Here is a 23,345-nt window from a genome sequence, read left to right as displayed (position 1 = left end):
AGGAGGGGGCGTCGATCACAGCTTGCCGAGCAGCGCGATGATCACCTCGGCGGAGTGTTGACCCGCCACCTCGATGAAGGTATCGAAGGATTCCACCTGCTCCTTGCCGGCGATGTCGGACATGGCGCGTACCACCAGATAGGGCACCTTGAACATGTGGCATACCTGGCCGATGGCGGCCCCTTCCATCTCGACTGCCAGCATCTGCGGGAAGTCGGCGCGGGCCTTGGCGATGGCGTCCGGCTTGCACATGAACTGATCGCCGGTGCAGATGAGGCCGACCTTGGTCTGGTGCTTGCCTTGCTCGGCGATGCAGGTCTGGGCCAGGGCGATGAGCTTGTCATCGCAGGGGAAGGCGGCAGGCTGCTGGGCCATCTGACCCATCTCGTAACCGAAGGCGGTCACGTCCACATCGTGGAAACGCATCTCGCTGGCGATCACCACGTCTCCGATGTGCAGGTCCTGGGCAAAGCCGCCGGCGGAGCCGGTGTTGATGACGCAGTCGGGGGCAAATTTTTCCAGCAGCAGGCTGGTGGCGACGCTGGCGGCAACCTTGCCGATGCCGGAGCGGGTCAGGATCACCTCTTTACCGGCCAGACGGCCCTGATAGAACTCGCAGCCGCCCAGTTGCAGGGTGGTGGATTCACTCAGCTGGCTGCGCAGCAGGGCCACTTCCTGCTCCATGGCGCCGATAATACCTACTTTCATCATCTTCCTCGTTTCTCAGATCTTGTGCGGGCCCGGCCACACGCCGGGTAGCGGTGCCGAAAAAGTTGGCGGGGATGATAGCAAAAGATAACGGCGGCGCCGAGCGCCGCCGTTCGAATCAAGAGGGTAGGGGATTTCCGATTAACCCAGTGCCGTATCCAGGGTCATCATCAGTGCAAAGCCTGCCATCAGACCCAGGGTGGCGTGGGTCTGGTGGCCGTTGCGGTGGGTTTCGGGGATCACCTCGTGGGAGACCACGAACAGCATGGCCCCTGCCGCGAGCCCCAGGCCAATGGGGTAGGCGATGGCCATGCCGCTGGCGAGCCCGACCCCGAGCAGGGCGCCAAGCGGTTCCAGCAGGCCGCTGCCGATGGCCACCATCACGGCCACCGAGGGACGAAAGCCGGCGGCGCACATGGCGAGCGCCACCGCCAGCCCCTCGGGGATATCCTGCAGGGCGATGGCGGTAGTGAGCGGCAACCCCACCGCCATGTCCCCCTGGGAGAAGCTGACCCCGATGGCCATGCCTTCCGGCAGGTTGTGCAGGGCGATGGCAAACACGAACAGCCAGACCCGGGAGCAGCTCTCGTGGCCGGGGCCACAGGGGCCTGTCTTGTCGTGCTCGTGGGGGGTGAACTGATCCAGCCCCAGCATCAGCAAGACCCCCAGGGTCATGCCGGCCACCACCACGGCGGCGGCGAGAAAGCCGTCTCCGGTGATCCCCTCGGCCGCCTCCAGTCCCGGCAGCAGCAGGGAGAAGGCGCTGGCCGCCAGCATCATGCCGGCGGCAAAGCCCAGCATGGCGTCTTCCACCCGCTGGGGAACAGATCGCAGGAACAGGGCGGGCAGGGCGCCAAGCGCCGTGGCGGCAAACCCGGCGGCTCCGCCGATAAGGCCATAACGCACCCCGGGGCTGATGTCACCGGCCGCCAGCATGACGAGGCTCTGCAACAGGAGCAGCAGCACGGCGGCCAGGGCGAGCAGCAGTCCCAGGACGACGAGGGGGCGATCCGCTATCTGCTCGCGCAGTTGGACTGACCAAGAGGGGCTGAGGGTCGACGCGTTATCCATGGGGCCTCGGGGGACTGTGGTTGGGAGAGACGAGAGCGCCATTACATAACCTGGCCCCCGGTTTGTCCATGCTCGTGGACCGATTGCGGCAATCGGCTCAAGTTTGTGGTCATCCGGTCGCTCTTGTATCCCGGGCCCATGCCAAACGACATGGCCCTGTGCAACACGAGAGGGATGAGCGAGGGCGGCAGCTGTGATAGGGTGCGCGCCTGCGAACGCGCTTCCCCGCTCGTTCGCATTGTTTCATTTTCCCGTCAGGAGTCTCGGGTCACCGCTTACACGGATGTGATCGCCACTGTGCAGCTGCTTATCAGCAGTCGAGGATCACCAGCCAACATGTCTTACAAGAACCTCTCCATCGGCAAGAAGATTGCCGTGGTCTTTGCGGTTATCGCCGCCATCAACGTGATATTCGGTCTTTTTCTCGCCAGCGAGCTGCGCGGAGTTCGGGATCGGGTGCTCAATTTCACCGACTCCACCCTGCCGAGCGTGATCTCGGTGGAAACCCTGCTCTACGACGTCTCCTATGTGCGCCGCGCCCAGTTTGCCCTGCTGATGGTCGAGGACGCCGCCGATCAGCAGGCCCGTCGCGGCCGCATCCAGGAGAGCGTGGCCAAGGTGGAGCGCGCCCTGAGCGCCTATGAGGCCACCGTCGGGGCCGAGCACGAGCGCCAGGTGTTCAACCGGGCCAAGCAGCAGTGGCTGCACTACCTGAGCGCGGTCAACCGGGTCGACAGCCTGCTGGTGCAGGGGCTCAAGGAGCAGGCCAGGGACGCGCTGTTCCAATCCAACGGGAGCTACACCGAGCTGGAGCAAGGGGTCAACGCCCTGGTGGAGGTGAACCTCGGCTTCGTGCAGGAGAACCGCGGCAGCCTGCTTGGCAGCGTCAACATGGTGACGACCTTCGCCACTGTGAGCATCGGCGCCCTGCTGCTGTTCATGGGGGTGATGACCTGGTTCCTCACGCGCCAGATCTGCCTGCCGCTGCAGGCCGTGGTCGCCCAGGCCAACGCCATAGCGCAGGGGAACTTGACCCACAGGCTGGATCGCCAGCACATAGGGCAGGATGAACTGGGCATGCTGGCCAGTGCCTCCCTCAAGATGCAGGACAACCTGCGCGCTCTCATCGAGGAGGTGGTCGCCGCCGTGACCCAGTTGGGGGCCGCCATCGAGGAGGTGAGCGCCGTCTCCGAGCAGTCGGCCCAGGGGATCCAGAGCCAGCAGCAGGAGATCTCCCTGGTGGCGACCGCCATGGCCCAGATGAAGGCGACGGTGGCCGATGTGGCGGGCAACACCGAGGTCGCCTCGGAATCCGCCAGCTCGGCCAATGCCCTGGCCCGTCGCGGCAATCAGGATGTGCAGGGCGCCCTGGTGGCTATCACCCGGGTTGCCGAGGAGATGGAGCAGGCGGGCACCCTGGTGGCGGAGCTGGAGCGGGAATCGGCCCAGATCAACCTGGTGGTGGACGTCATTCGCGGCATCGCCGATCAGACCAACCTGCTGGCGCTCAATGCCGCCATAGAGGCTGCCCGCGCCGGCGAGCAGGGCCGCGGCTTTGCGGTGGTGGCCGATGAGGTGCGAACCTTGGCGGGCCGCACCCAGGCCTCGACCGGCGAGATAGTCGCCATCATCGAAACCCTGCAGGCCCGCGCTAACCAGGCGAAGGCGGTGACCAGCCAGAGCTGCGAGATGATCCGCCAGTGCGTGAGCCAGAGCGAGCAGACCAGCTCGGGGATCCAGCAGATCGAGGAGGCGGTCGGCCAGATTGCCGACATGGCGATCCAGATCGCCAGCGCCTGCGGTGAGCAGGATGCGGTCTCCGACGAGCTGGGCCGCAACGTGGAGCGGATCAACGAGTCCTCCAACGAGGTGGCGACCGGCGCCGATCACACCGCCCGCGCCTGTCTGGAGCTGAGTCAGCTGGCGGCGAGCCTGCGCCAGACCATAGGCCGCTTCCGCCTGGCCTGATGGTGGACGGCTGGCAGAGTACCAACGAAAACGGGGCCCCAGGGCCCCGTTTGCTATGTCACCACCAGGGTGCCGGTCTGGCTCAGACGCCGAGGCCGGTTCCTGTGTCTTTCTTGGCGATCAGCTCAATCTTGTAACCGTCCGGGTCTTCCACGAAGGCGATGACGGTGGTGCCCCCCTTGACCGGGCCTGGCTCGCGGGTGATCTTGGCGCCGGCGGCGCGCAGGGCGTCGCAGGTGCCATAGATGTCGTCCGCTTCCAGGGCGATGTGGCCGTAGGCAGAGCCCAGCTCGTACTCGCTCACCCCCCAGTTGTAGGTGAGCTCGATGACGGCCTCGTCCTTCTCGTCACCGTAGCCGACGAAGGCCAGGGTGTACTTGTATTCGCTGTTCTCGCTCTTGCGCAGCAGTGTCATGCCCAGCACGCGGGTGTAGAAGTCGATGGAGCGTTGCAGGTCGCCGACGCGCAGCATGGTATGCAGAATTCTCATTGCTCAATTCTCCGGGTTGGTGATTGGTACTGCTTTCAATCTAGGCCTTGAGGCCAACGGCTGGATATCAGCGGCCGCCGTCAGCTCTCCGGGTAGACCTTTTCTTTGTACTCGCACAGGTCTTCGATGATACAGGAGCCACAGCGTGGCTTGCGCGCCAGGCAGGTGTAGCGCCCGTGCAGGATGAGCCAGTGGTGCACATCCAGCTTGAACTCGGCGGGCACCACTTTCAGCAGTTTCTCCTCCACCTGCTCCACATTCTTGCCCACCGCGAAACCGGTGCGATTCGACACCCGGAAGATATGGGTATCGACCGCTATGGTGGGCCAGCCAAACGCCGTGTTGAGCACCACGTTGGCGGTCTTGCGACCGACCCCGGGCAGGGCTTCCAGTGCCTCGCGGTTCTCCGGCACCTCGCCGCCGTGGCGCTCCAGCAAGATGGCGCAGGTCTTGATGACGTTCTCGGCCTTGGTGTTGAACAGGCCTATGGTCTTGATGTACTCCTTCACGCCGTCCACCCCGAGAGCCAGCATGGCGGCTGGGGTATTGGCCACCGGATAGAGCTTGTCGGTGGCCTTGTTGACGCTGACATCGGTCGCCTGGGCCGACAGCAGCACGGCGATCAGCAGCTCGAACGGCGTGGTGAAGTTGAGTTCAGTGGTGGGATGCGGGTTGTTCTCCCGCAACCGCTCCAGTATCTCTCTGCGTTTTTGGTTATTCATCGAGTCTCATGTCTGTCTTGGTGCCAGCCCTCAGAGCTGGGTGGCGCGGGCACCGGCTGCGGGCAGGCTGCAGTGTGCCTTGTCGGCACGCTGTTTGCGGCCCATCCAGTCGTTGATGGCATTCTTGCCGGCGATGAGCAGGCCCAGGCCGATGAAGCCCCCCGGCGGCAAAATGGCCAGCAGCAGGCTGGCATCGGCATGGAACAGCTCGATGCGCAGGGACTTGGCCCAGTCCCCCAGCAGCAGATCGGCGCCGTCGAACAGGGTGCCCATACCGATGATCTCCCTAAGCCCCCCCAGCACCAGCAGCACCAGGGTGAAGCCCAGCCCCATCATAAAGCCGTCGATGGCCGCCAGCAGGGGCGGGTTCTTGGAGGCATAGGCCTCGGCCCGGCCTATGATGACGCAGTTGGTGACGATCAGCGCGATGAAGATGCCGAGCGCCTGATAGAGGCCATAGGTGTAGGCGTTCATCAATAGCTGCACGCTGGTCACCAGGGCCGCGATGATCATCACGTAGACCGGGATGCGAATGTCCTTGGGCACCCAGTTGCGCACCAGGGAGATGGCCAGGTTAGAGCTTATCAGCACCACCATGGTCGCAAGACCCAGCCCCAGGGCATTGGTGAAGGTGGAGGAGACCGCCAGGGTCGGGCAGAGCCCCAGCACCTGCACCAGGGAGGGGTTGTTCTTCCACAGCCCCTGCAGCATCAGCTCCTTGAGCTCTTCGCGGCGGCTGTTGCCTTCCTCGGCCGGGCTCTGGCCGTCAATCACATCAACTTGTTCCATTGCGTGTTCCGTTGTATGTGCCATAGGGGGTTCCGGTGTTAGGGGGTGGCGTCACAGGAGGGGGCCTCTTGCAGCAGATCGGGGTGCTCCTGTTGCAGCAGCAGCAGGTTTTTCACCGCCTTGACCACGGCGCGGGGGGTGATGGTGGCGCCGGTGAAGGCGTCGAATTCGCCGCCATCCTTCTTCACCGCCCAGCTGGCCGCGTTCTCCCTGGTGAGGAACTTGCCGACGAAGCTCTCTATCCAGCTCGATTTTTTCAGCTCTATCTTGTCCCCAAGACCCGGGGTTTCCTTGTGGGCCAGCACCCGCACCGCGCTGACGGCCCCCTTGGCATCTGTGCCGACCACCATGCGAATGGCACCACTGTAGCCGTCGGGGGCCACGGTTTCCAGCGCATAGCCGGTGTGCACCCCCTTGAGGGTCGCGGTATAGAGCGGCATGGGCTGATCGCTGCCCAGGTACTCGCGGCTGGTGACAAGCCGGCAGCTGGCCACCAGATCGTTGTCATAGCTCCCCGCCGGCAGCAAGGCTTCCAGGGTGCGCAGCTTCTCCAGCTGTTGCTGGTGGGCGATGCGATCCCGGGTCAGCTCGTTGGTCAGCACCACCATGGCGGTGCAGGCCAGGGCGAACAGGGCCAGGGTGACGCCGTTTTTGCGCATGCTCTTTAACATGGGAAGGCTCCTGAGAGTGAGATGTGCGCCATGATCATTTGCGGCGATCCCCATAGACCTTGGGGCGAGTCAGGCTATCTATCAGCGGCACGCAGAGGTTGGCCAGCAGCACGGCAAAGGCGAAGGCGTCCGGGTAGCCGCCAAAGCGGCGGATGAGGTAGACCAGCACGCCGATCAGCACGCCGTAGATGAGGCGCCCCTTGGCCGTGGTGCTCGCGCTCACCGGATCGGTGGCTATGAAGAAGGCCCCCAGCATGGTGGCGCCGCTGAACAGGTGCAGCATGGGGGTGGCGGTGGCGTCCGGCGTGGCCAGATAGCCCAGGGTGGCACAGAGCAGCAGGGCCCCCAGTACGGCGGTGGGAATGCGCCAGTTGATCACTTTTTGCTGCAACAGGAAGAGGCCACCCAGCAGGTAGCACAGGTTGACCCAGCTCCAGCCAATCCCGCCCCAGCCCTCGAACACGGCGTGAGTCATCACCTCGCTGGCGGTGAGCCCCTGGGTCAGGCCCGTCTTCAGGGTGTCGAGGGGGGTGGCCATGGTCAGGCCATCCACCCCCTGCTTGAGCTGCGCCAGGCTGTAACCGTCCAGGCTGAAGCCGGTGAAGATCACCGAGACGGCGTCCCCAAAGTCGACCCCGTAGGCGGCGATGCTGGAGGGGGGCAGCCAGCTGGTCATCTGGACCGGGAAGGAGACCAGCAGCAGCACATAGGCCACCATGGCCGGGTTGAACAGGTTCTGACCGAGCCCGCCATAGAGGTGCTTGGCGATGATGATGGCAAAGGCGGTGCCGAGTACCAGCATCCACCAGGGCAGCAAGGGGGGCAGGGAGAGGCCGATCAGCACGGCGGTGAGGGCCGCGCTGCCGTCCAGCAGGGCCGGTTTGACGGGGCGGCCGCGTAGGCGCAGGACCAGGGCCTCGCAGCCCAGCGCCGTCACCAGGGCCAGCAGGATCTGGATCAGGGTTCCCCAGCCGAAGAACCAGGTCTGGGCCAGGAAGCCGGGCAGACAGGCCAGGATCACCAGCAGCATCAGGGTCTGGGTCTGCTTGCGGTTATGGGCGAAGGGCGCACTCGCGAGATTGAACATGGATCAGTGGCTCTTGTCGGTCGAAGGGGAAGAGGTGTTCGCCGCGGCGTCGGCCGCCAGCTTCTTGGCCTTGGCCTTGGCACGTGCGATGGCGGCGGCGATGGCCGCCTTCTTGGGATCGACCTCGGGGGCGGGCTCAGCCACCGGCTCGCTCGGGGCGTCACTTGAGGAGACTGAGGCGTCGGATACGACCTCGTCACCGGCAGTCTGGGCAGCCTTCTTGGCCTTGGCGCGTGCTATGGCGGCGGCGATGGCTGCCTTCTTGGGATCGATCTCGGCAGCGGGCTCAGCCACCGGCTCGCTCGCGGCGGTAGGCGAGTCGGTTGTGACCTCGTCACCGGCGGCCTGGGCGGCTTTCTTGGCCTTGGCGCGGGCTATGGCGGCGGCGATGGCTGCCTTTTTGGGGTCGACCTCGGCAGCGGGCTCAGCCACCGGCTCGTTCGGGGCGGTAGGCGAGTCGGTTGTGACCTCGTCACCGGCGGCCTGGGCAGCCTTCTTGGCCTTGGCGCGCGCTATGGCGGCGGCGATGGCCGCCTTTTTGGGGTCGACCTCGGCAGCGGGCTCAGCCACCGGCTCGCTCGGGGCGGCGGGTGAGTCGCTTGTGATCTCGTCACCGGCAGTCTGGGCGGCCTTCTTGGCCTTGGCGCGGGCCAGGGCGGCGGCAATGGCCGCCTTCTTGGGATCGATCTCGGCAGCGGGCTCAGCCACCGGCTCGCCCGGAGCGGCTGCTGTGTTGCTGGCCTCGTCACCGGCAGCCAGGGCAGCCTTCTTGGCCTTGGCGCGAGCCAGGGCGGCGGCAATGGCGGCCTTCTTGGGATCGGCCTCGGCAACGACAGCAGTGCCGGCATCATCAGACTCAGCGGTCTCGACCGCCTTGGCGGCGCGGCGCGCCAGCGCCTCCTGCTTGCGCGCCTCGCGGGCGGCCATCATGGCGGCGTTGTCCGGCTGGGTTTCTGCGTTGGCGGCCTCCTGCTTGGCCTTGAGGCGGGCCAGGGCGGCGGCGACGGGATCATCCCCCCCTGCCGCGGCCATGGCCTGGCGACGCTGGGCTGCGGCCTCGGCGTGGCGAGCCTCCCGCGCTGCCTTGTCCCGCTCGAAGCGGGCCTGCTTGGCCTCGAAGCGCTGCTTGGCGCGCTCCGCCTTCTCGGCCTCGGCACGCACTTCGCGGATGTCATCCTTGGCAATCTTGTAGTACTGCACCAGGGGGATCTCGCTCGGGCAGACCCAGGCGCAGGCCCCGCACTCTATGCAGTCAAACAGGTTGAGCTTCTCGGCCTTGTCATACTCCTTGACCCGGCTGTACCAGTAGAGCTCCTGGGGCAGCAGGTTGGCGGGGCAGGCGTCGGCACAGGCGCTGCAACGGATGCAGGCCTGTTCGGGGCCGGGGGGCGGCAGCTCGGCGCGGGTGGGGGAGAGCAGGCAGTTGGTCGCCTTGACCACGGGCACCATGGCATGGGGCAGGGTGAAGCCCATCATGGGGCCCCCCATGATAACCCGCTGATCCGCCTCCGGTTGCAGCTCGAAGCGTTGCAGCAGCCAGCGTACCGGCGTGCCGAGCCGCACCCAGGCATTGCCCGGCTGCTTGAAGGCATCCCCTGTGAGGGTGACGATGCGCGAGATGAGCGGCTCGCCGTCTATGATGGCGCGCTTGATGGCAAAGACGGTGGCGACGTTGAGCACCATGATGCCCATGTCGACCGCCCGGCCCCCCTTGGGTACCTGGCGTCCGGTGAGCAGCTCTATGGTCTGCTTGGCACCGCCGGAGGGGTACTTGGTCGGCACCGACTTGACCAGCACATCCGGGTCTGTGGCATGGCGGGTCAGGGCGTCGATGGCCGCCGGTTTGTTGTCTTCCACCCCGATCAGGGTCAGCTTGGGCTTGAGCAGGTGCTTGAGCACCCGGATGCCGTCCATGATTTCGTCGGCATACTCCTGCATCAGACGGTCATCTGTGGTGATGTAGGGTTCGCACTCCAGGCCGTTGACGATCAGGATCTCGGTGAGCTGGCCGCGGCCATCGAGCTTGCTGTGGGTCGGGAAGACGGCGCCGCCGAGCCCAGCGACCCCCGCCTGCTGGATGCGCTCGAGCAGTTCGCCTCGCTCCAGATTCCAGTAGTCGGGTTGGGGGTTGCGCTCGCACCAGGCATCTTCCCCATCCGGGGTCAGGATGACGCAGAGATCGTCAAGGCCCGAGGGGTGCGCCACCGTGTGTTGCTCGATGGCGGTGACAGTGCCCGAGGTGGAGGCGTGCACCGGTACTATGCGCCCCTTGTCGTGATGGGTCAGGGGTTGGCCCTTCTTGACCCTGTCACCCACCCGCACCAGCAGTTCGCCGGCCGGGCCCGCGTGCTGGCGCACCGGTATGATGAGCTGGGGGGGCAGACCCGCGTCCACGACGGGGGTCAGGCTGGACTGGTGCTTGTTCTCGGGAGGATGAATGCCACCGTGAAAATCCCAAAGGGTGCCGGCTTTGATGCGTTCTAGCAGATGCTGCATGGTTACTCCGCTGTTTATTCCACTATCTTGACCGGAATGGCGACCTTGGCCAGATCCCATTTCCAGTTGTCGACCGTGGTCGGCACCGGGATCATCTCGATACAGTCGGTCGGGCAGGGGTCGACGCAGAGATCGCACCCCGTGCACTCGGCCGCGATGACGGTGTGCATCGCCTTGGTGGCGCCCAGGATGGCATCGACCGGGCAGGCCTGGATGCACTTGGTGCAACCTATGCACATGTCCTCATGAATGAAGGCGACCTTCTTGACGGGGACGGCGGCTTCGTCGCCACCGTCCAGCGGCTGGGGCTCGACCCCCATCAGATCCGCTATCTTGCGCATGGTGGCATCGCCACCGGGCACGCACTTGTTGATATGATCGCCGTTGGCCAGCGCCTCGGCGTAGGGCTTGCAGCCCGGGTAGCCGCACTGGCCGCACTGGGTCTGGGGCAGCAGGGCATCGAGCTGGTCGACTATGGGGTCGGCCTGCACATGAAACTTGACGGCGGCATAGCCCAGAATGATGCCGAAGGAGAGGGCCAGCAGGGCCAGCACCAGAATGGCAAAGAGTATGTGAGTCATAGCGCTATATCTTGATGAGGCCGGTAAAGCCCATGAAGGCCAGCGACATCAGGCCGGCGGTGACCATGGCGATGGAGACGCCGCGAAAGGGGGTGGGCACGTCGGCGGCCACCAGACGCTCACGCATGGCGGCAAACAGGATCAGCACCAGCGAGAAACCGCAGGCAGCCCCGAAGCCGTAGATGATGCTCTGGATGAAGTTGTGGCGCTCGTTGATGCTCAGCAGCGCGACGCCCAGCACGGCACAGTTGGTGGTGATGAGGGGCAGGAAGATGCCGAGCAGGCGATAGAGGGTCGGGCTGCTCTTGCGGATCACCATCTCGGTGAACTGCACCACCACAGCGATCACCAGGATGAAGCCCAGAGTGCGCAGGTAGGCGATGTCCAGCGGGATCAGGATATAGTGCTCCATCAGATAGGAGCAGGCGCTGGCGAGCGTCATCACGAAGGTGGTGGCCAGTCCCATGCCGATGGCGGTTTCCAGCTTGCCAGAGACGCCCATGAAGGGGCAGAGGCCGAGAAACTTCACCAGCACGAAGTTGTTGATCAGCACGGTACTGACCAGTAAAAGCAGGTACTCAGTCATTGACGATGGATTTTCCGGTGTGAAGGCGGCGGTATTATCTGATGTTAGGTGCCTTTAGACAACCGCAAGGCCGTATGGTTATTATTCGGGGGCCCAATTCATGGAGGCATTGTGCGCCCGCTACCCATACTGACCCTCACCCTGGCCATGCTGCTCTGGTCCAGCTCCTTCATCGCCCTCAAACATGTGCTGGAGGTCTGGTCCTTCGGCCAGGTGCTCTTCATGCGGATGTTGGTGGCCTCCTGCTGCTGGCTGCTTTGCTATCGCCAGCTTGGCCGGTTCAGCTACCAGAAGGGGGATTGGCGCTGGCTGGCCCTGATGGGCGCCCTGGAGCCCTGCCTCTATTTCCTGCTGGAGGTCAACGCCCTGCGCTACACCAGTGCCGGGCAGGCGGGCATGGTCTGTGCGCTGCTGCCCCTGATGGTGGCCCTGGTGGCTTTCGTGTTGCTGAGGGAACGGGTGAGCCGCCGCCAGCTGCTGGGTTTTGCCATCGCCATCTGCGGCATCGCCCTGCTGGGGCTGGCCGAGGGGGCGGATGAGTTCGCCCCCAACGCTCTGCTCGGCAACAGCCTGGAGATGGGGGCCATGCTCTGCGCCGCCACCTATTCGGTGGTGTTCAAGAAGCTCTCCAGCCGCTACGGCGTCATGACCCTGACCGCCCTGCAGGCCTTCGTCGGCACCCTCTTCTTCGCCCCCTTTGCCTTCAGCGAACCCTGGCCCATCACCTGGGACTGGCAGGACATGGGGGTCATCCTCTTCCTCGGCGCCTTCGTGACGCTTGGCGCCTACCTGCTCTACAACTGGTCGGTGACTCAGGTAAAGGTGACCCTGGCGGCCGCCTATGTGAACCTCATCCCTGTCTTTACCCTGCTGCTCGCCTATCTGCTGCTGGGGGAGACGCTGGGTGCCTTGCAATGGGTTGCCTGCGCCGCCGTGCTGGCCGGCATCGGGGTTGGTCAGTTGCCCGTGGGCAAACACCGGGTGCGCAGCGCCGCCGCCCAGAGTTGACTTCCCCCCGATCGGCTACAGTCTGGACAGGGATCTATGCTGGCCATGAAGGAGCCACACCATGAGCGACATGAACTTGCTGGCCGAGGCCAAGACCTTGCTGAGCCACCACCCTTTTACCCTGGCGGATGCCAGGGCCCTGGAGGCCCTGGAGGAAGCAGCGGTGGGGGAGGAGGGGCTGTGCATCGCCGAGTTGTGGGAGCTGGCCCTGGGTCAGGCCGACGAGGAGGCGAGGCGCTATCTGCAGGGGGAGGATTGACGCCTCTTCAAGCCTCCTAGATGACAAAAAACAACGCGGGGCCTGGCCCCGCGTTGTTATTGGATGGCGCACCCCTGGCTCAGATGGAGAGACTCTTGACGGTGTCCGAGACGGAGTTGGCGTCTTCGATGATCTCCTTGATGACGTCGGCGATGATGTTGGCCTGATCCTGCCCCGCCACCGCCTTGCCTGAGACGACGGAGACGGTCTGGGTGATCTTGGAGGTGAGTCGGAGTTGTGCTTGATCACGGAGACGATCTCGTTGGTGGAGGTCGAGGTTCTGGCGGCAAGCTGCCTCACCTCGTCGGCAACCACCGCAAACCCCCGGCCCTGCTCGCCGGCCCTGGCCGCCTCTATGGCGGCATTGAGTGCCAGCAGGTTGGTCTGATCCGCGATGCCGCTGATGGTGGAGATGATGGACTCTATGCTCTTGGATTGCTGATTGAGCAGGTCTATCTGCTTGCTCACCTCGTTGACCGAGGTGTTGATGTGGGAGGAGGTCTCCAGCACCTTGTCGATCACCTCGCGCCCCTTGGCGGCACTGGCGACGGTTTCGCTGGCGATGGCGCAGGCCTTCTGGGCCGCCTCCCGGGTGGAGATGGATTTTTCCACCCGCTCAGTGATGTCGCTCGCCAGCTTGATGATTTTGACCACCTTGCCCTCGTGGTTGAAGATGGGGTTGTAGGTCGCCTCCAGCCAGATCTTCTCCCCGCGGTGGCCAAGGCGCATGAAGAGCCCGGACTTGATGTCCCCGGAGCCGAGATCGCGCCAGAAGTTGGGGTTTTTCTGATAGAACTCCGGATCGCAGAACTGGCGGTGGTGTTTGCCGACCACCTCCTCCAGCCGGTAGCCGAAGCAGTGTAGGAAGTTCTGGTTGGCGGTGATGACGGTGCCGTCGGGCTGGAAATCGATCACCGCCAGCGACTTGTCGAGCGCCGCCAGCAGGGCCTGGGTGCGCTCCAGGGAGGATTGCTGCTGGGTCACGTCCGAGGCGACCTTGGCGACGCGCGCCACCTTGCCATCGATCATGATGGGGAAATAGGTAGCCTCCAGCCAGATAGCCTTGCCCGACTTCGACTGGCGGATGAAGCGGCCGTTGCGGGAGATGCCGCCGCGCAGATCCTGCCACAGGCTCTCGTAATCACGGGTCTTGACGTCCTCCGGGAAGCAGAGCGCACTGTGGTGCTTGCCAATTACCTCCTCACGTTGAAAGCCCACGATCTTCAGAAAGAGGTCGTTGACGAAGGTGACCATCCCCGCCGGGGTAAACAGGATGAAAGGCACCTGGGACTGGATGGCCTGCTCGAAAGCACCCAGCTCCGCCACCTGTTCACTCGCTTCCTTGCTTGCTTTGTGATTCCAGAACATACGGAGCTCCTCCATGAGACCCTTGAATGACAGACCGACAGTAATCTGAGTGAATTAACAATAGCATTGCTGCCTGATGAAGCTTCATCGACTCCGAATCAACTTTTTGAATATTTAATTTCAATCCTGATGAATTTTTCTCCCTCAATCAGGTTTCTAACGAAGATCGCTTCTGGCCGGATACAGGCGAACAGCCAGACACTGATAGTGGCATGAGGGTGACCCTGTTGGCACTGACGATTGTGTTACCTTTTGGTGTCACTGTGCGGGCAGTGAGCCCATCCGGTGAAAAACGGGCCTGGGCACAGGGAGGGGATTATTTTGACTGCTGGAGGGTGTTTATCTTCTTGTTCAGCGCCTCCATCTCGTTCTGGTATTGACGCGCCACGGCCTGCCTTCTGGGAGAGCGTACTCTGCCCTCGAGATCGCTCGTCTCTTTCGTCGTCGCCCTCTGTTCGTTGTTGTCACCGGCTATCTCACGGTTCATCTGCTGTTTCTTTGTCTCCATCTCGGCGCGAAGCGCGTCTATCTGGCGCTGCTTCTGGCCGCTGGCCAGGTTCTCTTCGATCTCCTCGGGGGAGGGGGTGTAGATATTGAGTGGCAGCGGCTTGGCGTCACTGCTGCAGGGGATGTCGCTGAAGGTGACCTGGCCGTTGCGGGTACATTGATAGACATCGGCACGGACGACCGGGGCTGTGACGGCAACCAGACAGCCAAGCGAGATGATCAGCACGGGTGACATAGACTCCTCCTTGAATCCTCTCTTTGCACAGTAGTACAGAGGCCCTGACCAGACAATCAGCCACTATCGACGCCGCCAGTATGGATCCGGCCTTTTCCCCTGTCGTGTCGCCACTCGTCCGGGTGCCCTAGTGTCCCCGCCGGGATCTGGCGATCGGCATATGGGGTGTGGATGGTGGCGACAAACGGCGGGATCTTGGCCGGTTTTCCCCGCAGTTCAACACATCAGAGCACCATAACGGGCCACAATGAGGTATCTTATGCCCCGATTTCATTCATTTAACGGTGTCGAGACCCAACATGATTATCAAACCCAAGGTTCGCGGCTTTATTTGCACCACCACCCACCCGGTCGGTTGTGAAGCCAATGTTCGTCGCCAGATTGCTTACACCCAGGCCAAGGGCACCATCGAGAATGGTCCCAAGAAGGTACTGGTGATCGGAGCCTCCACCGGTTATGGTCTGGCCTCCCGGATTGCCACTGCCTTCGGTAGCGGCGCCGCCACCATTGGCGTCTTCTTCGAAAAGCCGAGCTCCGAGACCAAGACGGGCTCCGCCGGCTGGTACAACTCCGCCGCCTTCGACAAGGCCGCCAAAGAGGCCGGTCTCTACGCCAAGAGCGTCAACGGCGATGCCTTCTCCCACGAGTGCCGTGCCAAGGTGATCAAGCTCATCAAGCAGGATCTGGGTCAAATCGATCTGGTGGTCTACTCCCTGGCCTCTCCGGTGCGCAAGATGCCGGACACCGGCGAAGTGGTGCGCTCAGCCCTCAAACCCATCGGCGAGGTCTACACCTCCACCGCCATCGACACCAACAAAGATCAGATCATCACCGCCACCGTCGAGCCGGCGAACGAGGAAGAGATCCAGAGCACCATCACCGTGATGGGCGGTCAGGACTGGGAGCTGTGGATGGGAGCCCTGCGTGATGCGGGCGTGCTGGCCGACGGCGCCAAGTCCGTGGCTTACTCCTACATAGGCACCGACCTGACCTGGCCCATCTACTGGCATGGCACCCTGGGCCGCGCCAAGGAAGATCTGGACCGCGCCGCCACCGCCATCCGTGGCGATCTGGCTGCCAAGGGCGGCACCGCCCACGTGGCCGTGCTGAAATCCGTGGTGACCCAGGCTTCCTCTGCCATTCCGGTGATGCCGCTCTACATCTCCATGGCCTTCAAGATCATGAAGGAGAAGGGCATCCACGAAGGCTGCATGGAGCAGGTGGATCGCATGCTGCGTACCCGCCTGTACGGCGCTGATCTGGCGCTGGACGAGCAGGCCCGTATCCGCATGGATGACTGGGAACTGCGTGAAGACGTGCAGCAGACCTGCCGCGATCTCTGGCCCTCCATCACCACGGAGAACCTGTCCGAGCTCACCGACTACGCCGGCTACAAGCAGGAGTTCCTGCGCCTGTTCGGTTTCGGTCTGGACGAAGTCGATTACGATGCGGATGTGAATCCGGATGTGACCTTCGACGTGGTCGAGCTCTGAGCCTGACTCAAGTGAAAACAGGGCCCTGCGGGGCCCTGTTTTTTTGGCAAAAATCCCGCCATGTTGCGGAATTTTATTATCCACGATCACCTTTTTCCCATATCAAACCCTCTAGGCTTGCGCTGTTTGGATCACATGACGGCATTGCCGAGGTACGGAAGCTATGACCACATCAACCGCGGCGCCCAAGAAGCGCCAACTCCCCACTGTCTATACCCTGCTTTTCATCATCATCGCCTTGATGGCGGCCCTCACCTGGGTGCTGCCGGCGGGAAAATACAACTACCTGACCGCCAAGACCCAGCAGCCTGTTGCGGCGGCGGCCGTGGCCGACTACAGCGGCGACGAGCGGCTGCTGCCGGTGCCCGGCAGCTACACCGAGCTCCCCTCCCAACCGCAGGGGGTGTTCGAGGTGCTCAAGGCACCGATCCAGGGCTTTCACAAGGCAGCCGATGTGGCGCTGTTCGTGCTCATCATCGGCGGCTTTCTGGCGGTGACCATGCAGAGCGGGGCGCTCGATGCCGGGGTGGGGGCCATAGTGCGCGCCTTCGCCGGGCGCGAGCGGCTGCTTATTCCTGTGCTGATCGCTTTATTCGCCCTCGGTGGCTCCACCTTCGGCATGGCGGAGGAGACGGTGGCCTTCTGGGCGCTCATCGTGCCGGTGATGATGGCCGCTGGCTTCGATCGCATGGTGGCGGCGGGGATCATCTTGCTCGGCTCCGGGGTCGGGGTGCTGGCCTCCACCGTCAACCCGTTTGCCACCGGCATCGCCTCCGGTTTTGCCGGCATTCCCATCGGTGAGGGGATTGGCCTGCGGGTCATCCAGTGGCTGCTGCTGGTGATCTTCGCCTCCTGGTTCGTGATGCGCTACGCCAAGCAGGTGCAGCAGGACAAGTCCCGCTCCGTGCTGGCCGACATCGTCTATGACGACGAGTTTTCCCAGATGAAGAGCGGCAATCTCGCCTTCACCGGCAAGCAGAAGCTCACCATGCTGGTCTTCTTCGGCACCTTCCTGCTGATGATCTATGCCGTGGTGCCCTGGTCGGATCTGGGCATCGATCTGCTGCCTACCTTAGGCTGGTAGTTCGATGAGCTCTCCACCCTGTTCTTCAGCGCCTCCATTCTGATTGCGATCATTAACCGGATGCCGGAGTCCAGCTATGTGGCGACCTTCCTCAACGGGGCACGGGATCTCATCGGGGTAGCCCTGGTGGTCGCGGTGGCGCGGGGCATTTATGTGGTGATGGAGCAGGGCGTCATCATCGACACCATATTGCACTGGGCCGAGGGTCTGGTGAGCGGGCTGTCGTCGGTCTTCATCCTGATGGCCTATCTGGTGCACATCATCCTGAGCTTTTTTATTCCCTCCACCTCGGGGCTGGCGACCGTCTCCATGCCGCTGATGGGGCCGCTGGCGGACTTCTCCGGCATCTCGCGGGATCTGGTGATCACCGCCTATCAGTCTGCCTCCGGCTGGATCAACCTGTTCGCTCCCACCGCCGCCCACCTGGTGGCGGGGTTGGCGCTCGCCAGGATCCCCTACGATCGCTTCGTGCGCTGGGTACTGCCCTTTATCCTGGGCGTCGCTCTCATCACCATGGGGGTGCTGGTGGCTGGCGCCCTGCTGCAAGGCTGATGGCACGGATAAAAAACGACAGATAACAAAAAGGCTCCCGAGGGAGCCTTTCTCATGAGTGGGGCTTACTGCTTGTAGCTCTTGAGGAAGCGGGCGAGGCGGCCGATGGCCTCTTCCAGCTCCTCTTCCCGGGGCAGGAATACCAGCCGGAAGTGATCCGGCGCCGGCCAGTTGAAGCCGGTGCCCTGCACCAGCAAGAGCTTCTCCTGCTGCAACAGATCGAACACCATCTTCTGGTCGTCGCGGATGTCATACACCTTGGGATCCAGACGCGGGAACATGTAGAGCGCCCCTTTGGGCTTGACGCAGGAGACGCCGGGGATTTCGTTCAAGAGCTCCCAGGCCTTGTCCCGCTGACGGCGCAGGCGACCGCCCGGCAGGATCAGCTCGTTGATGCTCTGATAGCCACCCAGGGCGGTCTGGATGGCGTGCTGCATGGGCACGTTGGCACAGAGCCGCATGGAGGCCAGCATCTCCAGCCCCTCGATGTAGCCCTTGGCACGGCCCTTGGGACCGGTGATGACCATCCAGCCCTGACGGAAGCCGCAGGCACGGTAGGCCTTGGAGAGACCGTTGAAGGTCACCACCATGACGTCGTCACACTGGGTGCAGACGCTGGTGTGGGAGATGTCGTCGTAGAGGATCTTGTCGTAGATCTCGTCGGCGAAGATGATGAGATTGTGCTGGCGGGCTATCTCGATCAGTTCCAGCTGAAATTCGCTGCCGTAGACGGCGCCGGTCGGGTTGTTCGGGTTGATCAGCACCAGGCCGCGGGTACGCGGGGTGATGCGGGCGCGGATATCGTCCAGATCCGGATGCCAGTCGGCCCCCTCATCGCAGCGGTAATGCACCGCATGGCCACCGGAGAGGGTGACGGCGGCGGTCCACAGCGGGTAGTCGGGGGAGGGCACCAGCATCTCGTCGCCGTTGTTGAGCAGCGCCTGCATGGCCATGACGATGAGTTCGCTGGCGCCATTGCCGATGTAGATGTCGTCGATGTCGACCTTGCGCATCCCCTTTTGCTGGTAGTACTGCATCACCGCCTTGCGGGCCGAGAAGAGTCCTTTGGAGTCGCAGTAGCCCTGGCTCTGGGGCATGTTGAGGATCACATCCTTGATGATCTCTTCCGGCGCATCGAAGCCGAACGGGGCCGGGTTGCCGATGTTGAGCTTGATGATGCGGTGGCCTTCGTCCTCGAGACGGCGGGCCTCTTTATGCACCGGGCCGCGAATGTCATAGCAGACATCGTCGAGCTTGTGCGACTTGTCGATAGTGAACATGGTGAGCGTGATTCCTTCCCCTGGGGGCGCGTTGGCAGAAAAGCTTTTTTTAGTATCAAATTTCTCTACCCCTATTCTTCACAGAATTGAATGCTAGAACAATCTAATTTATGGAATAAATCCCTGATATTTACCCCTGAAACAGGGTTGCCAGTCTGTTAAATTCAGCAGGATCGTTTGCCTCTCTCGCGAGAGACTAGTGAAAGATGAGGGCGAGGTTCATAAAGCAGTAAGAGTGTATTGAATTATCCACCTCATCTGGCACGATTGGCTGGGGTAAAAATCTGCTCCAACCCCTGCTGACGGCCTAGTACGCGCGCAGCTCAGGGCGTCTTTTCATCCTGTCATCGAGGCTCTTCATGCACGCACCCGCCACCGGTCGCTACCGCCACTTCAAAGGGGGTTACTATCAAGTGCTCGCCCTGGCCCTGCACACCGAAACCGAGGAACAGCTGGTTGTCTACCAATCCGAGCAGGATGGTCAGGTCTATGCCCGCCCGGTCGCCATGTTCATGGAGTGGATCGAGTATCAAGGGCAGGTGGTGAGCCGCTTCACGCCGGTGGCGTGAGCCTGGCTCGTTGCCATGAAAAAAGGCGCCTGAGGCGCCTTTTGCATTGGGAAAACTGTCTTACAGAGCCAGATTGGCTCTGGCATAGGCTTCGAAATCGGTGCAACCACCTATGTGCTGCTCGTCCAGGAAGATCTGCGGCACCGTGGTGACGGGCTTGCCCGCCTTGGCGGCGAGATCGTCCTTGGTAAGACCGGCGACGTTGATGTCCACATAGCGGAACTCGAAATCATCGCGCTCCTCGGTCAGCTGCTCGGCAACCTGCTTGGCACGAACGCAATAAGGGCAACCCGGGCGACCAAAAATTTCTACAAACATCTTTTCTCTCCGTTAGATAAGGCCGTTGAGACGAGGCTGGCGACAGCATAGCCTCGGCTCCTGGCCAGTCAAAGCTGAAAATTTCGATACGTCCATTCGCCGTGCTCGATTGCCCGGGAGCTCTACCCGGCCATCTGTTCGAACTGCCTCAGATAGAGGTTTCCCGGGCATCCCTTTACTGTTCGGCGATCTGGATGGGCTGCTGCTGATAGATGCTCTCCAGCACACCCTTTTCGAAGACGGTCCAGGGCCAGGCGGCCTTGCTGGCGCGGTAGCGCTCGTGGGTCGCCGGATCCTGGGAGAGGCCGCGCTGGAACATGACAAACGCCTTGCGCTGGCCACCCGCGGTGTCGATGAAACCGGCCAGGTTGGAGGTGCCCGTGATGGTGCCCGTCTTGGCGTGCACCTTGTTCTTCATCATTGGCGCGGTGACGCTGCGTCGCCAGGCCAGGGTGCCGTCCACCTGGGAGCTTGGCAGCAACTTGATGAAGTCGAGCTCGGCGTCGTTCGTCTGGATGAAGTGGAGCACCGACAGCATCTGGCGTGCGCTGATGAGGTTGTGGGCGGAGAGACCGGAGCCGTCGGCCAGGGTGGCGTTGCCCAGATCGATGCCGTGCTTGGTCAGGATGGCGCGCACCGCCATGGTGCCGCTGCGATAGCTGCCCGGCTTGTTGTAGTAGTGACGACCCACGGTTTTGAGGAAGGTATCGGCGTAGAGGTTGTCGGATTTCTTCAGCATCTTGGCAAGCATCACCGGCAGGGAGACCGAGTAGTGGGTGGCCAGGGTATCGGCGCCAACCGGAGCCTGATGGGTGACCCGTAGCAGGCCGTCGTGGCTGATCCCGGCGCGGTTCATGGCCCAGCGGATGTTGTCCCAGCCCCAGGCTTCCACATCGTGGATTGCAAAGCGCAGGCCCTGCGGCTCCTTGTTCGGGGTAATGCAGCCCTTGAGTTCGTAGAAGTTGCCCTTGGCCATGTCCACTTCCAGGGCGCAGAACTGACGCGCCATGTCGCCATAGCTCATCACCTCCACGTTGTCGGCGCCGATGCCGATGGGGACGCCGGTGGCAACGTTGCCCACGGCAGGCTTGCCAATCTGGGTGGCGGTGACGGTGCCGTAGGCACAGTTCTTGTCGATGATGACGGCCGAGACGGGAGCCGCGAAGCAGAGGGTCTGATCCCCCCAGGACCAGCCGTTGCCACGCTCATAGCCGTTGTAGGCGCCGGTGTTGACGTAGACGTTGCCCTGGATGCGGGTGACGCCGAGCTGCTTGAACAGGGCCACCAGATCCATCCGCGACAGGGTGGGGTCGCCGACGAAGTTGATCCAGATGTCGCCGTTGATGGTGTCACCCTGTGTGGCGCCGGGCTGGGCCTGAATATCGGTGGCGAAGCGGAAGTCGGCGCCGAGCTCGAGCCGGGCGGCCAGGGCGGTCAGCACCTTCATGGTGGAGGCGGGGGCTATCATGTCGTCAGCGTGACGGGCAAACTCCACCCCGTTGTTGCCCTGGACGATGACGGCGTACTGGCCCCCCTTGGGCGGGGTCAGCGGGGTGGCCTGGGCCACCAGAGAAAAGAGAGCACAAAAACCAATCAACAGCCGCTGCATAGGATCCTCTAACTGAACGAAGGGCGCTGGCAGTGCGATGCGCCCCTGATAATCAAATCTGGTGACTGTCATTTGCCCGCCAGACGATGTGGCTAGGCGAGTGAGTTGGCAGTGCGGTACCGCCCTTCATAGTCAAAAATTTTCTCCTTCACCTGCCAGAAACGCCCAGACTTGCGGGCGATGACGAAATCCGGGTGACGAAACTGGTTCGATACGGCCAGCACGCTCGCCAGGGTGGTGAATTCGGGCTCCAGGCCCGGGGCGGGCCAATGATGACGCACAAAGCGTTGTTGAAACAAGCGTCGTGCGCCGCTGGTATGAAAGGCGAAGTACTCCGTCAGGGTGAGACCGTCCTCGTCGTGGTAGGTCACCTCCAGCCGTTCCCCCTGTTTGCCGCGCCCTGCGGTGAGGGTGAGTCCCGCACAGCGGATCACCATGCAGTCCTTGAGATTGAGCGCTTCCTTGAGCTTGTCGTCAGGATCCACCAGCAACTGATCGCAGCTCTGGCAGCGGCGGGCGGCGATGTCGTTTTCGGCGCCGCAGGCGGGACAGATCTTGGCGCGGAAGCGGTAGTCGCACTCCTCGCGGTGGCCCTCGTCATCTTCAAACAGTCCCTGACAGCGGCGGCCGTAGTGCTCGATCACCTTGCCCTCCTCGTCGGTCTTGCCCCAGAAGGTGTTGGCAAAGCCGCAGGCGGGGCAGGGCACCTGTACCGGCTCTGTGCCGGCGTGGGGTCTGGGCTCCCCCACCTCGGGGGCGAACAGGTTGAAGTTGTTGCCTGCATAGTCGAGTACCAGGCAATCGGTCTTGCCCGGCGAGAGGCGCAGGCCCCGGCCCACGATCTGCTGATAGAGGGACACCGATTCCGTGGGGCGCAGCATCACGATGAGATCCACGTGGGGGGCATCGAAACCGGTGGTGAGCACCGCCACGTTGACCAGAAACTTGATCTCTCGCCCCTTGAAGGCATGGATGAGGGCATCGCGCTCCGGCCCCGGCGTCTCGCCGGTGACGAGGGCCGCCGTCTGGGCTTTTGCCTGCAGCAGCCCCTGAATTTCCCGGGCGTGTTCGACGGTGGCGGCGAAGATCATCACCCCCTGGCGCTCGCGGGCATACTCCAGCACCTGGTTCAGGATATGGGGGGTGACCCGCTGCTGGCGTTTGAGTTCGCCATTGAGTTCTGCCTCGCTGAACAGACCGTTCTCCCGCGCCACCAGCTTGCTGAAGTCGTAGTGGACTATGGGGGCATCGATCATGCGCGGTGGCGTCAGGTAACCATTTTTGACCATGAAACGCAGCGGCAGCTCGAATACGCAGTCGCCAAACAGCCGCTCGCCGTGGCTCTTGACCATGCCGTGGTAGTGGCGCCGGTAGATCCAGCCCAGCCCCAGCCGATAGGGCGTGGCGGTGAGACCGAGGATCTTGAGGGCCGGATTGGCGGCCTTGAGGTGGCCTAACACCTGATGGTACTGGCTGTCGTCATCGAGCGAGACCCGGTGACACTCGTCGATGATGAGCAGCGAGAAGGCGCCGTCGAAGGCATCCAGATTGCGCGCCACCGATTGCACCGAGCCGAACACCACCTGGGCGCTCGCCTCCTTGCGGGCGAGCCCGGCGGCAAAGATGTCGGCCTTGAGCCCCCAGGCCTCGTACTTGGCGTGGTTCTGCTCCACCAGCTCCTTGACATGGGCCAGCACCAGCACCCGGCCACGGGCCTTGCGGGCCAGCTCGGCGATCACCAGACTCTTGCCCGCCCCGGTGGGCAGCACCACCACGGCGGGATCTGGGTGCTTGCGAAAGTGGCTGATCACGGCGTTGACGGCGTCGGTTTGATAGGGTCTGAGAACGAACATGAGGGGGTGGTGTTTGGACATGGTGCGGCGCAGGATGGCGC

The 23,345-nt window shown here is 63.1% G+C and carries 20 protein-coding genes and 2 pseudogenes; 6 read left to right on the top strand and 16 right to left on the bottom strand.

Going from position 1 to position 23,345, the window contains the following annotated elements; genetic code table 11:
- Positions 1 to 15: 15 nt before the first annotated feature.
- Complete coding sequence (gene mtnN, locus ACB039_RS16985; protein WP_371166068.1) at positions 16 to 708, bottom strand: 5'-methylthioadenosine/S-adenosylhomocysteine nucleosidase; 693 nt, start codon at positions 706 to 708, stop codon at positions 16 to 18.
- Between the two features lie 141 nt (positions 709 to 849).
- A complete protein-coding gene (locus tag ACB039_RS16980) occupies positions 850 to 1,779 on the bottom strand; it encodes a ZIP family metal transporter (protein ID WP_371166067.1) in 930 nt (309 codons plus the stop codon).
- A gap of 336 nt (positions 1,780 to 2,115) precedes the next feature.
- Here ACB039_RS16980 and ACB039_RS16975 point away from each other — a divergent pair, with 336 nt between their 5' ends.
- A complete protein-coding gene (locus ACB039_RS16975; protein ID WP_371166066.1) occupies positions 2,116 to 3,747 on the top strand; it encodes a methyl-accepting chemotaxis protein in 1,632 nt (543 codons plus the stop codon).
- 82 nt (positions 3,748 to 3,829) lie between these two features.
- On the opposite strand, the gene gloA is transcribed toward ACB039_RS16975, so the two are convergent.
- The 8 genes from gloA to rsxA form a co-directional block, all read right to left on the bottom strand.
- Positions 3,830 to 4,237 (bottom strand): lactoylglutathione lyase, encoded by a 408-nt coding sequence (gloA, locus tag ACB039_RS16970; RefSeq protein ID WP_025326535.1) that lies wholly within the window; start codon positions 4,235 to 4,237, stop codon positions 3,830 to 3,832.
- 80 nt (positions 4,238 to 4,317) lie between these two features.
- Positions 4,318 to 4,959 carry an endonuclease III gene (nth, locus tag ACB039_RS16965; RefSeq protein WP_371166065.1) on the bottom strand — a complete coding sequence of 214 codons (642 nt, stop codon included), beginning with the start codon at positions 4,957 to 4,959 and terminating at the stop codon, positions 4,318 to 4,320.
- Between the two features lie 30 nt (positions 4,960 to 4,989).
- Positions 4,990 to 5,748: an electron transport complex subunit E gene (locus ACB039_RS16960; RefSeq protein ID WP_025326537.1), complete on the bottom strand. Its 759-nt coding sequence runs from the start codon at positions 5,746 to 5,748 to the stop codon at positions 4,990 to 4,992.
- 38 nt (positions 5,749 to 5,786) lie between these two features.
- Entirely contained in the window at positions 5,787 to 6,419 is a 633-nt protein-coding gene (gene rsxG, locus ACB039_RS16955) for an electron transport complex subunit RsxG (RefSeq protein ID WP_262109541.1), read from the bottom strand.
- 34 nt (positions 6,420 to 6,453) lie between these two features.
- On the bottom strand, positions 6,454 to 7,506 hold the full coding sequence (gene rsxD / locus ACB039_RS16950) for an electron transport complex subunit RsxD (protein WP_371166064.1): 1,053 nt from the start codon (positions 7,504 to 7,506) through the stop codon (positions 6,454 to 6,456).
- A gap of 3 nt (positions 7,507 to 7,509) precedes the next feature.
- Positions 7,510 to 10,002, bottom strand: a complete 2,493-nt coding sequence (rsxC, locus tag ACB039_RS16945) for an electron transport complex subunit RsxC (RefSeq protein WP_371166063.1) — start codon at positions 10,000 to 10,002, stop codon at positions 7,510 to 7,512.
- A 14-nt stretch (positions 10,003 to 10,016) separates the two neighbouring features.
- Positions 10,017 to 10,583 carry an electron transport complex subunit RsxB gene (gene rsxB / locus ACB039_RS16940; RefSeq protein ID WP_371166062.1) on the bottom strand — a complete coding sequence of 189 codons (567 nt, stop codon included), beginning with the start codon at positions 10,581 to 10,583 and terminating at the stop codon, positions 10,017 to 10,019.
- 4 nt (positions 10,584 to 10,587) lie between these two features.
- Positions 10,588 to 11,169, bottom strand: a complete 582-nt coding sequence (rsxA, locus tag ACB039_RS16935; protein ID WP_106887207.1) for an electron transport complex subunit RsxA — start codon at positions 11,167 to 11,169, stop codon at positions 10,588 to 10,590.
- A 111-nt stretch (positions 11,170 to 11,280) separates the two neighbouring features.
- Between rsxA and ACB039_RS16930 the strand changes: the two genes are divergently transcribed.
- Positions 11,281 to 12,177 carry a DMT family transporter gene (locus ACB039_RS16930; protein WP_371166061.1) on the top strand — a complete coding sequence of 299 codons (897 nt, stop codon included), beginning with the start codon at positions 11,281 to 11,283 and terminating at the stop codon, positions 12,175 to 12,177.
- 61 nt (positions 12,178 to 12,238) lie between these two features.
- Entirely contained in the window at positions 12,239 to 12,436 is a 198-nt protein-coding gene (locus ACB039_RS16925; RefSeq protein ID WP_111912429.1) for a hypothetical protein, read from the top strand.
- A gap of 79 nt (positions 12,437 to 12,515) precedes the next feature.
- Here the strand turns inward: ACB039_RS16925 and ACB039_RS16920 are convergent.
- A pseudogene (locus ACB039_RS16920) lies at positions 12,516 to 13,804 on the bottom strand (methyl-accepting chemotaxis protein).
- Between the two features lie 316 nt (positions 13,805 to 14,120).
- Positions 14,121 to 14,546 carry a DUF4124 domain-containing protein gene (locus ACB039_RS16915; RefSeq protein ID WP_371166060.1) on the bottom strand — a complete coding sequence of 142 codons (426 nt, stop codon included), beginning with the start codon at positions 14,544 to 14,546 and terminating at the stop codon, positions 14,121 to 14,123.
- Between the two features lie 299 nt (positions 14,547 to 14,845).
- Between ACB039_RS16915 and fabV the strand changes: the two genes are divergently transcribed.
- Entirely contained in the window at positions 14,846 to 16,039 is a 1,194-nt protein-coding gene (gene fabV, locus ACB039_RS16910) for an enoyl-ACP reductase FabV (protein WP_371166059.1), read from the top strand.
- A 163-nt stretch (positions 16,040 to 16,202) separates the two neighbouring features.
- Positions 16,203 to 17,675 (top strand): annotated as a pseudogene (locus ACB039_RS16905) (YfcC family protein).
- Between the two features lie 65 nt (positions 17,676 to 17,740).
- Here the strand turns inward: ACB039_RS16905 and ACB039_RS16900 are convergent.
- Complete coding sequence (locus tag ACB039_RS16900) at positions 17,741 to 18,955, bottom strand: pyridoxal phosphate-dependent aminotransferase (RefSeq protein WP_042649222.1); 1,215 nt, start codon at positions 18,953 to 18,955, stop codon at positions 17,741 to 17,743.
- Between the two features lie 359 nt (positions 18,956 to 19,314).
- Here ACB039_RS16900 and ACB039_RS16895 point away from each other — a divergent pair, with 359 nt between their 5' ends.
- The gene (locus tag ACB039_RS16895) at positions 19,315 to 19,524 is read left to right on the top strand and encodes a DUF1653 domain-containing protein (protein ID WP_042649223.1); all 210 of its coding nucleotides are present in this window, start codon (positions 19,315 to 19,317) and stop codon (positions 19,522 to 19,524) included.
- A gap of 60 nt (positions 19,525 to 19,584) precedes the next feature.
- Here ACB039_RS16895 and ACB039_RS16890 read toward each other — a convergent pair whose 3' ends face one another.
- The 3 genes from ACB039_RS16890 to ACB039_RS16880 all read right to left on the bottom strand — a co-directional run bounded on the left by ACB039_RS16890 (position 19,585) and on the right by ACB039_RS16880 (position 23,304).
- Positions 19,585 to 19,842 (bottom strand): GrxA family glutaredoxin, encoded by a 258-nt coding sequence (locus ACB039_RS16890; protein WP_042649224.1) that lies wholly within the window; start codon positions 19,840 to 19,842, stop codon positions 19,585 to 19,587.
- A gap of 175 nt (positions 19,843 to 20,017) precedes the next feature.
- Positions 20,018 to 21,451 (bottom strand): D-alanyl-D-alanine carboxypeptidase/D-alanyl-D-alanine-endopeptidase, encoded by a 1,434-nt coding sequence (gene dacB, locus ACB039_RS16885; RefSeq protein ID WP_371166084.1) that lies wholly within the window; start codon positions 21,449 to 21,451, stop codon positions 20,018 to 20,020.
- Between the two features lie 92 nt (positions 21,452 to 21,543).
- On the bottom strand, positions 21,544 to 23,304 hold the full coding sequence (locus ACB039_RS16880) for a DEAD/DEAH box helicase (protein ID WP_042649235.1): 1,761 nt from the start codon (positions 23,302 to 23,304) through the stop codon (positions 21,544 to 21,546).
- Positions 23,305 to 23,345: the final 41 nt, after the last annotated feature.

The sequence above is a fragment of the Aeromonas sp. S2(2024) genome (assembly GCF_041402505.1).
Lineage (GTDB): Bacteria > Pseudomonadota > Gammaproteobacteria > Enterobacterales > Aeromonadaceae > Aeromonas > Aeromonas media.
Note: the sequence above shows the minus strand (reverse complement) of the source record. Positions and strands in the feature narration are given on the sequence as shown.

What these genes read in the sequence shown, in the direction of transcription:
- mtnN (WP_371166068.1), bottom strand. Translation starts at nt 708, where the DNA reads ATGAAAGTAGGTATTATCGGCGCCATGGAGCAGGAAGTGGCCCTGCTG.
- ACB039_RS16980 (WP_371166067.1), bottom strand. Translation starts at nt 1,779, where the DNA reads ATGGATAACGCGTCGACCCTCAGCCCCTCTTGGTCAGTCCAACTGCGC.
- ACB039_RS16975 (WP_371166066.1), top strand. Translation starts at nt 2,116, where the DNA reads ATGTCTTACAAGAACCTCTCCATCGGCAAGAAGATTGCCGTGGTCTTT.
- gloA (WP_025326535.1), bottom strand. Translation starts at nt 4,237, where the DNA reads ATGAGAATTCTGCATACCATGCTGCGCGTCGGCGACCTGCAACGCTCC.
- nth (WP_371166065.1), bottom strand. Translation starts at nt 4,959, where the DNA reads ATGAATAACCAAAAACGCAGAGAGATACTGGAGCGGTTGCGGGAGAAC.
- ACB039_RS16960 (WP_025326537.1), bottom strand. Translation starts at nt 5,748, where the DNA reads ATGGAACAAGTTGATGTGATTGACGGCCAGAGCCCGGCCGAGGAAGGC.
- rsxG (WP_262109541.1), bottom strand. Translation starts at nt 6,419, where the DNA reads ATGTTAAAGAGCATGCGCAAAAACGGCGTCACCCTGGCCCTGTTCGCC.
- rsxD (WP_371166064.1), bottom strand. Translation starts at nt 7,506, where the DNA reads ATGTTCAATCTCGCGAGTGCGCCCTTCGCCCATAACCGCAAGCAGACC.
- rsxC (WP_371166063.1), bottom strand. Translation starts at nt 10,002, where the DNA reads ATGCAGCATCTGCTAGAACGCATCAAAGCCGGCACCCTTTGGGATTTT.
- rsxB (WP_371166062.1), bottom strand. Translation starts at nt 10,583, where the DNA reads ATGACTCACATACTCTTTGCCATTCTGGTGCTGGCCCTGCTGGCCCTC.
- rsxA (WP_106887207.1), bottom strand. Translation starts at nt 11,169, where the DNA reads ATGACTGAGTACCTGCTTTTACTGGTCAGTACCGTGCTGATCAACAAC.
- ACB039_RS16925 (WP_111912429.1), top strand. Translation starts at nt 12,239, where the DNA reads ATGAGCGACATGAACTTGCTGGCCGAGGCCAAGACCTTGCTGAGCCAC.
- ACB039_RS16915 (WP_371166060.1), bottom strand. Translation starts at nt 14,546, where the DNA reads ATGTCACCCGTGCTGATCATCTCGCTTGGCTGTCTGGTTGCCGTCACA.
- fabV (WP_371166059.1), top strand. Translation starts at nt 14,846, where the DNA reads ATGATTATCAAACCCAAGGTTCGCGGCTTTATTTGCACCACCACCCAC.
- ACB039_RS16900 (WP_042649222.1), bottom strand. Translation starts at nt 18,955, where the DNA reads ATGTTCACTATCGACAAGTCGCACAAGCTCGACGATGTCTGCTATGAC.
- ACB039_RS16895 (WP_042649223.1), top strand. Translation starts at nt 19,315, where the DNA reads ATGCACGCACCCGCCACCGGTCGCTACCGCCACTTCAAAGGGGGTTAC.
- ACB039_RS16890 (WP_042649224.1), bottom strand. Translation starts at nt 19,842, where the DNA reads ATGTTTGTAGAAATTTTTGGTCGCCCGGGTTGCCCTTATTGCGTTCGT.
- dacB (WP_371166084.1), bottom strand. Translation starts at nt 21,451, where the DNA reads ATGCAGCGGCTGTTGATTGGTTTTTGTGCTCTCTTTTCTCTGGTGGCC.
- ACB039_RS16880 (WP_042649235.1), bottom strand. Translation starts at nt 23,304, where the DNA reads ATGTTCGTTCTCAGACCCTATCAAACCGACGCCGTCAACGCCGTGATC.